Genomic DNA, 8103 nt, shown 5'->3' on the forward strand with positions numbered 1-8103 from the left:
AGATATGGGAGATTACAGTAATGAGAAGACGTGGGTTTACCTTGATAGAATTACTTGTTGTTATAGCCATTATCGGTATTCTTGCAGCCATCTTGCTTCCGGCTCTGGCTCGCGCACGAGAGGCGGCTCGACGGGCGAGTTGCCAAAACAATCTGAAACAGTGGGGACTCGTGTTCAAGATGTACGCGAACGAGTCTAAGGGAGAGAAGTATCCTCACATTCTGATGAGCGAGCCCAGTAACGCTGAAGACTGCTCGGAAGTCTCGTCGACCTTCTTCCCGAACAGTGCCTCCATTTATCCCGAGTACCTGACGGACCCGAACATCAGCCTTTGCCCCTCGGCGCCGGATTCCGAGCCAAATGAGTTTCATGTTAACGACGATCCGAGTCTGCCGATTCTGCCGTGCCGAATCGACGACGACGACTACTTTTATGTGTCGTGGTTGATCCAGGAAGAGACGGTTACCGGCAATCCTCCGCTCCAGGATCCGAATGACGGAGCGCTTGCGAGCATTCCGAATGACAACAATCTTCTGATTACGGCGGTCACTCAAGGCTACATTGACGCCGGCCTTGCGTTGTCGCTCGATGGTTTCATCAGCGATGCCAGTGACGCCCTCACGGTCCCAGAAGCGAATGAACTCGTCGATCAGGACATCAACTACGATGACTACGTTCCCGGTAACAGCACGGTTCTGTTCCGGCTTCGGGAAGGGATTGAGCGTTTCTTGATCTCGGACATCAACAATCCTGCGGCTTCAGCGGAGGCCCAGAGCTCTATCTTTGTTATGGCTGACATCATTCGGCTAAACGTGGATGACTACAACCACGTTCCTGGCGGAATCAACAAGCTGTACCTGGACGGTCACGTGTCGTTCGTCAAGTACCCGGGCGATGAGTTCCCCGCGCGTCGTGTGGATGCAATCTTGATTGAAGGCGCATAAGCTCCTTGAGCTGACCAGAGTTATCGATTTCGTAAGCGCCCAGGCAGAGAGAGCCTGGGCGCTTTCTCTATGTGTCGAAAATGACGCAAAATGTGCGATATCGTTACGCTGATTCAGGTATTGAAGCCGGAGAACTCTCGGCATACAGGGAGTTCTATCGAGCGGGCGAACTTGGAGGTCTCTCTATGGCGATAGGGAGTATATCAATTCGTTTTCGCGACAAATCATAGCGGATAGAGCGTTCTCGAGAAGTCCGGGATGGCTGAATAAAGGGGGTAGCCAAGGCGGGCCGGTTGGTGTATACTGGTTTAACCGACCGGTAAGTAGGCCGTTCGGATCGAAAGGGTAGACGTCGGGCGCAGGAAGTGCCAAGTATGTCTGCTGCCAAGGGATCGGCCAGTTGGCCGGATCTAGGAAGAATGGGGCGTTTATGTCGCCACGAAACTATCTTGGCAAAGTGCAGAGCGCGTAGTATACTAATCCTGTGACCGAAGTTAGTACTGGGGGCGTGTAAGAAGTATCCCGCGCGTTGTGCATTCCTGGAATAGACCTTCTCTGAGGGGTGTCTTCCAGGCATTCTGGCTAAAGGGGGAATACTCATTCGTGCTCCGGAAAGGAGGCTGCGGGGAAATCCTTGCGTTTGTATGTTCTGTAAGGGTTTATTGTTACATAAGTTGTGCATTATTAAGCGAAAGCTAGTAAGGAGTATAGTACCATGAGAAGACGTGGATTCACGTTAATCGAGCTTCTTGTCGTTATAGCGATTATTGGCATCCTTGCGGCCATTTTGTTGCCAGCGTTGGCTCGCGCCCGTGAAGCGGCACGCCGCGCAAGTTGCGCAAACAATCTGAAGCAGTTGGGCCTTGTCTTCAAGATGTATTCGGGCGAGAGCAAGGGCGAGAAGTATCCCACCATTGCCCAGTTCCGGAATGACATGCGAGACCTTAACGGTGGCCGCGTGGAATGCGAAGCGGGAATGAATGCTGGTTTGCCCTGGACGCAATGGACTTTGACCCCTGGTCAGAAACCTGCGTCGTATTTCTTCGCGTACGTGCCGCAGATTTATCCTGAATACCTGACCGATCCCAATGTATTGGTGTGTCCCTCGGAGTCGGACCCTGGCATCATGCAAGATTCGGCCAGTGGCGAGTCTATCCTTCATGTAGCTTGTAGGGAGTACGAAATCGGGCAAGGTGCTTCGGATGATTCGTATTACTATCTCGGATTCCTGTTGGATAAGGCGGACCATGGAGACATCGACCCTGCTCTCTTGGACGACGATGTTCCCGCTGGTGTCTATCCGCTGGTTAGTTTTCAATTGGCGGGAGTGTTGGGGCTGGCCACCGACACATTTGACGCTTGTGACAACGACATCGACCTGGAGGGAGCGGTACCGGATGGTAATGGTAATGGTGCCGGAAACACGGTTTATCGCCTTAGAGAAGGCATTGAACGTTTCCTGATTTCGGACATCAACAATGCCGCTGCAAGCACTAAGGCGCAGAGCGAAATTCCTATTTCGGCTGACTTATGCGCAACTAGTGTGGAGGCATTCAACCACGTTCCAGGTGGTAGCAACGTGTTGTTCATGGACGGTCATGTCCAGTTCTTCAAGTACCCTGGACCGCACTTGGTTAGCCCGGCCGTTGCTTCGGCCGTAGGTGCGCTGGCTTAGTCGCAGCGGCTCGGTAAGAGCGGGAATCGACCCCCGGAGCCCGGTGAGGGCTCCGGGGGTTTTTCATGGCCGGAAGGTATTTGCATGGAAAGCGATTCGTCCAAATTACGGGTTCGGCGCCGGTTGGATTGGAGAACCGTCGGTTGCAGGGGAGGCGGCTAGAAGCCCGTGTGCCATACGTTATGTGCGCCGTGGCGTGCCCATCCCGTGAATTGAGCCTATGCGACAGGGGAGTTGTCCGATTTTGATTGAGATATTTGCCCTATTGGAAAATCGCACAATACATAGTACAATGAAGGTGTAGTCGGGGGTAAAAGAAGGGGCGTGAAAGTGATGTCCCGCCTGAAGTACACGCAATCGAAGGATTTCCAACGTGCCTTTCGATCTCCGTGCTCCTCAAGAAGGAAATCGCGTTTCTGCGCTCCGGAAAGGAGGTTTGCCGGGCGACCCTATTTACTCAAGGTTTGCTGAGGTTCCTAAACAGAAGATCGCTGTTTGTACGCAACCCGTAAGGAGCTGCACACCATGAGAAAGCGCGGATTCACGTTGATTGAACTTCTGGTAGTTATAGCCATTATCGGCATTCTTGCGGCCATACTGCTTCCGGCGTTGGCGCGGGCGCGTGAGGCGGCACGCCGCGCGAGTTGTGCTAATAACCTGAAGCAGATGGGCCTGATGTTCAAAATGTATTCGAACGAGGCCAAAGGTGAGAAGTTTCCGACAGTGAAGTTTGCCGGCGACGCGGGCGATCCGCACAATGACGGATCGTGCACGGATCCGACGTCGGACTTCATGTTCCAGGGCAACCAGGTCTATCCTGAATATCTGACCGATGCCCACGTGAACTATTGCCCGTCGAATGCGGGTGATGGTGACCCTGTTGCGTCCGGCCGGTGGACGGTCGGTGATATCCCGGATGGCGTAGTTTCGCCTTGCGCCATAGATACGGGTGGAGACTACGTGTATATCGGTTGGGCCATCATTGGCGTTCGAGATGAGGGTATCCTTGGAGCGGCTGCGGGCGGCGACGTTAATGCTGGCGGTTTCGCTGCACTTCCTGCGCCCGCAAACAAAGACGAGGCCGGGGACGTATTGGTCACGGCAGTCGTTAGCGGCTTAATCAACGCAGACTTTGGTGTTGCGCTGCAAGCGGCAACCACCGGACCGGACTCTTGGAGTCACAGCATCGAGGGCGGTCTTGATTTTGTTGACAACGATATGGAATGGGGAAGTTATTCGGCTCCACGCCTTCGCGAAGGTATTGAGCGGTTCTTCATTTCGGATATCAACAATCCGGCCGCATCTGCCGAAGCTCAGAGCACCATTCCGGTAATGTTCGACGAAGTGGAGAATGTGGTTGCTCAGTTTAACCATGTCCCAGGTGGTGGTAACGTGCTTTACATGGATGGCCACGTCTCATTCATCAAGTATCCGGGCGAGTCACCTGTATGCCGGATGTGGGCCATTGTCGTCGGTGGGGCATAGCCGCAGCGGCGTCAATAGTATAGTCCTATCCTAACCCCGGAGCCCAATAAGGGCTCTGGGGTTTTTTCGTGTGCGGACGAGGGAATGTCGCGGATGATTGTGGCCGCGCTATTCTTTTACTGGCGTGGTGTACCCTTTGTATCTCCTGGACAGATTTAGACTTACTGCGGTAGAACTTCGATAGCTGCAAGGGAAATGTTGGTTTTCCCCCCAATTGCACGATGGGAATAGTCATGTCTTTTTTGGAAATTGACAAAAGTGATAAGAAGTAGAAAATAAATTATAAATAGCATGTGTTGATCGTGTTCTAAGTTCATTATTTATAGCCATTTTGGACAAAGGAGAGAGCTTTAGTGAGAAAGCGTGGATTTACATTGATTGAATTGCTTGTGGTAATTGCAATTATCGGAATACTTGCCGCGATTCTTTTGCCTGCACTTGCTCGGGCGCGCGAAGCGGCGCGTCGCGCGAGCTGCCAGAACAACCTTAAGCAAATGGGGTTGGTCTTCAAGATGTACTCCAACGAATCGAAGGGGGAGAAGTATCCGACCATTCACGTGTTGGACGAGACGGATAACGTGGCGGGAGATTGCACGGACGGCACCGTGGATTTCTTCCCGCAAGGCAACCAGATCTATCCTGAATACCTTACGGACGCTCAGGTGCTTATTTGTCCGTCGGACGAGGATGGTTTGTCGAGTTTTGTGGATGGGACCTTCAATCAACTCGACAATCCGTCTCTGCCGCTGAACCCGTGCCGGTTCGGTTCGCGGTCGTACACCTATTTGAGCTGGCTGCTCCGGGTGGAGGATTTCATGAATCCTGGTGAGGATCCGAACAACGCAGCAATCACCGACGCGACGTTGATGTCTTACATTGACGGGGACTTTGTAGGCGCGCTCGTGGCATTGCTTGGCGGTGCGGCGGGCGACGTGGAAGCGGCGGATGTCGATCTGGAATGGGGTAGCCAGACGGCCATGCGGTTGCGGGAAGGGATTGAGCGGTTCCTGATCAGCGACATCAACAATCCGGCGGCGAGCGCGGAAGCGCAGAGCACGATCCAGGTTATGTTTGATGGTCTGGAATTGACACCGTCGGACTTCAATCACATTCCCGGAGGTGCAAACATCCTCTACATGGATGGTCACGTGAGCTTCATCAAGTATCCGGGCGAAGGAATTGCGTCCAGAGCGTTCGCGTCTCTGGTGACGTTGGCCGGTTCGTTGTAGACCGTCACTGATTGGGTGTGATCCTCGCGGCGTCGGCGGGTTCAATGGGACCTGCCGGCGCCGCGGTTGTTTCTTGAGGGTATCTGGAGCCTTGGGGATTCGAATCTGGAGAGTGGGGGATAGATTTCGAGAGCCTCCTCGACAAGACTGCTGAGTTGGCGAGATCCGTCGTCGCGAAGGCATGGAGAGGACAAGATTGCGGAATTTTGGCGGGAATTCTCTGTTTGGTCCACTCTATTTTTCTAGGAGCGTGGTTCGCACTTTGGATTTTCTGGACAGGATCAAATACAGTGCGGTAGAATCATGTAGCTGCAAGGGGAGCGCACTTTCTTCCCCCCCGTTTAGTACCTAAACCCGTTGTTCACAACACAACACAGGCCGGAGTGCCAAGGAGGGTAGACTCAGCACATCTCCCAAGCAACGCGGTAATTGTCCACTTCGCCATCAAAAACTCAGGGAGAAGAAGGAGATGATTCACATGCGAAAACGCGGATTCACACTGATAGAGTTGTTGGTCGTAATTGCAATCATCGGGATACTTGCTGCGATTCTCTTGCCTGCGCTTGCTCGGGCGCGCGAGGCGGCACGCAGGGCGAGCTGCCAAAACAACCTGAAGCAGTGGGGTCTAATTGGCAAGATGTACGCCAATGAGAGTAAGGGGGAACAATATCCGCACAACCAAGTGCAGTGGTGGCATGCACCGGCGGTAGTGACGGATCCTTCCACGGAGGACAGCTTGTGGAGCTTCTGGGAAGGTCTGCTCATCTTCCCTGAATACGCGACTGATCCGTTCCTGATGACCTGTCCGTCGGATGGCGAGAACGTCCAAGATGGGACTTCGGCAGACTTCCTCCGAACCATTGACGCAGGTTGGGACACCTTCCCTGGATATTTAGCCAGCGGAAAGGGTGGGGAGCAGTTCATTCGAGGTACGGACTACTCGTACATAACCACCAACTATGTGTTCAAACCGGAATGGACCACGGATTCGATTACCGTGCTGTTGCTTTTGTTGGCGACCGTGGTCGAGCCGGATTCCGGCGGTCAGAGTTGGGTTGGAAACGCGGGTAAGGACTTGGAAGTGACTTCACCCGCATTCGGAGATATTCAGCTTATGTTCATGCGGGAAGGAATTGAGCGATTCCTTATCTCGGACATCAACAATCCGGCGGCGAGCAGTCAGGCTCAGTCGCAGATACCGGTAATGTGGGACTCGGCATTGGCACCAGGTGGTCAGCTTGATGCGAACGAGTTCAACCACATTCCAGGTGGTTCGAATGTCTTGTACCTCGACGGGCACGTGAGTTTCGTTAAATACCCCGGTCAGGCGGGCACGGCGGAATGGCCGCTTTGTTCGGATATCGTGACGGCCGGCGGTTGACGGAAAGATGTTGGCGGCGGCGGGGAGAGGAATCCCCGCCGCCTTCAGTCTGAGTACAGGTGACAGGGAATCGAACCTTTGGAAGGACAAGTGAAATGGTTCTGAAGGTAGTTGCCTCAAGCTTTCAGTTTGGACTCGTACTCCTCGCGGCGGCTTGCGTGATGCTTGCCGGTTGCGGTGAGAAGAAGGACGATGCTGCTGCATCGGAGCCGGTGGCGGTAGAGGGGAGCAGTGGCGCGGAGAATGCCGCTCCGGCTGACCCAAGTGCGGCAGAGCAAGTGAGAGAGTTCGGTCTTCAGCGGTCGGAGAAACGGAAACGGGACCGCGAAGAGGCGGATGCATTGGAGCAAAACCGGTAACTCGCTTCGCGCAAAAGTGCATTTCTGCCAGGTTACCTATTGAAAAGAACCGAGCGCCCGGATTTTGTGGTCCGGGCGCTCATTGAGTTTTCTTGCGCATCAGATGGGCGAAGACGCCCGGGGTCGCGCGGCTAGGGCGCAGACCGTTGCGAGAAGAGCGCTTCGTGGTGGACGGTCTTGGCCAAGAGTTGACCATTGGAATGGTAAAACAGGTAGTAGCAGCCTGAGTCGGCGGTGTCTTCGGCTAACCGCTCGCCAAGGTCTCCTATCAGCCTGCGCCGTTCGTGGTCATCGGACCGTTCCCAGCGCGCGGATTCTTCCGGCGTCATCGTGTACCGTCTCGATGCATACTGAATATGCTTCGATCGCTTCATCATCCCTCTCCATGCCTTTCACATGCAGTAAACCCGGCCCCCCGAGGACCAAGCTCCCGGGATATACGCGTAGGGCGTATTGTATCAGATTCGACCATATTGGTCGCAACAGGGTTTCGGGCGTGGCGATTTTCGCAGTTTAAGGGGGCGCGGAGAAGAGATGGGGCCTATGGGGCACCAAGGACACCAGGGACACCAGGGACACCAAGGACGCTTGAAACGCACACGGACGTGGTGGAGACCTTAACGGTCGTAAGAGTGGCGCGGTCGGGAGACCGCGCCACAGCGAGGAGGGCCTATGGGACGCCAGGGACACCAGGGACGCCAAGGACACCAGGGACACCAAGGACGCTTGAAACGCACACGGACGTGGTGGAGACCTTAACGGTCGTAAGAGTGGCGCGGTCGGGAGACCGCGCCACAGCGAGGAGGGCCTATGGGGCACCAAGGACACCAGGGACGCCAAGGACACCTGAAACGCACACGGACGTGGTGGAGACCTTATAGTAGCCACGTAGGTTATCCCCATCCAGAGAAGGGGCTGGGAGTATGGGCCCTCAGTCGTTCTCTGGGTGTGGATAACCTACCGGCGCGGCTGGCAAATTATTGGTTCTGTCCAAACCCGGTTTGGGCGACGGCGGCGGCAGGACCAAGAG

7 protein-coding genes are annotated in these 8103 nt (G+C 54.6%); 6 read left to right on the forward strand and 1 reads right to left on the reverse strand.

Going from position 1 to position 8103, the window contains the following annotated elements:
* Nucleotides 1-20: 20 nt before the first annotated feature.
* The 6 genes from K1Y02_23360 (at nt 21) to K1Y02_23385 (ending at nt 7073) form a co-directional block, all read left to right on the forward strand.
* Nucleotides 21-944 (forward strand): DUF1559 domain-containing protein, encoded by a 924-nt coding sequence (locus K1Y02_23360; protein MBX7259320.1) that lies wholly within the window; start codon nt 21-23, stop codon nt 942-944.
* A gap of 715 nt (nt 945-1659) precedes the next feature.
* Entirely contained in the window at nt 1660-2619 is a 960-nt protein-coding gene (locus tag K1Y02_23365; GenBank protein MBX7259321.1) for a DUF1559 domain-containing protein, read from the forward strand.
* A 525-nt stretch (nt 2620-3144) separates the two neighbouring features.
* On the forward strand, nt 3145-4104 hold the full coding sequence (locus tag K1Y02_23370; GenBank protein MBX7259322.1) for a DUF1559 domain-containing protein: 960 nt from the start codon (nt 3145-3147) through the stop codon (nt 4102-4104).
* Nucleotides 4105-4457: 353 nt separating this feature from the next.
* Nucleotides 4458-5333, forward strand: coding sequence for a DUF1559 domain-containing protein (locus K1Y02_23375; protein ID MBX7259323.1), 876 nt, complete (start codon nt 4458-4460; stop codon nt 5331-5333).
* A 478-nt stretch (nt 5334-5811) separates the two neighbouring features.
* Complete coding sequence (locus K1Y02_23380) at nt 5812-6714, forward strand: DUF1559 domain-containing protein (protein ID MBX7259324.1); 903 nt, start codon at nt 5812-5814, stop codon at nt 6712-6714.
* 95 nt (nt 6715-6809) lie between these two features.
* On the forward strand, nt 6810-7073 hold the full coding sequence (locus tag K1Y02_23385) for a hypothetical protein (GenBank protein ID MBX7259325.1): 264 nt from the start codon (nt 6810-6812) through the stop codon (nt 7071-7073).
* 131 nt (nt 7074-7204) lie between these two features.
* Here the strand turns inward: K1Y02_23385 and K1Y02_23390 are convergent, their stop codons facing one another.
* Nucleotides 7205-7450 (reverse strand): hypothetical protein, encoded by a 246-nt coding sequence (locus K1Y02_23390; GenBank protein ID MBX7259326.1) that lies wholly within the window; start codon nt 7448-7450, stop codon nt 7205-7207.
* Between the last annotated feature and the right edge of the window lie 653 nt (nt 7451-8103).

This window comes from Candidatus Hydrogenedentota bacterium (assembly GCA_019695095.1).
Taxonomy (GTDB): Bacteria; Hydrogenedentota; Hydrogenedentia; order Hydrogenedentales; family SLHB01; genus JAIBAQ01.

Coding starts and splice junctions, on each gene's coding strand:
- K1Y02_23365 (MBX7259321.1), top strand. CDS start 1,660: ATGAGAAGACGTGGATTCACGTTAATCGAGCTTCTTGTCGTTATAGCG.
- K1Y02_23390 (MBX7259326.1), bottom strand. CDS start 7,450: ATGATGAAGCGATCGAAGCATATTCAGTATGCATCGAGACGGTACACG.
- K1Y02_23380 (MBX7259324.1), top strand. CDS start 5,812: ATGCGAAAACGCGGATTCACACTGATAGAGTTGTTGGTCGTAATTGCA.
- K1Y02_23385 (MBX7259325.1), top strand. CDS start 6,810: ATGGTTCTGAAGGTAGTTGCCTCAAGCTTTCAGTTTGGACTCGTACTC.
- K1Y02_23360 (MBX7259320.1), top strand. CDS start 21: ATGAGAAGACGTGGGTTTACCTTGATAGAATTACTTGTTGTTATAGCC.
- K1Y02_23370 (MBX7259322.1), top strand. CDS start 3,145: ATGAGAAAGCGCGGATTCACGTTGATTGAACTTCTGGTAGTTATAGCC.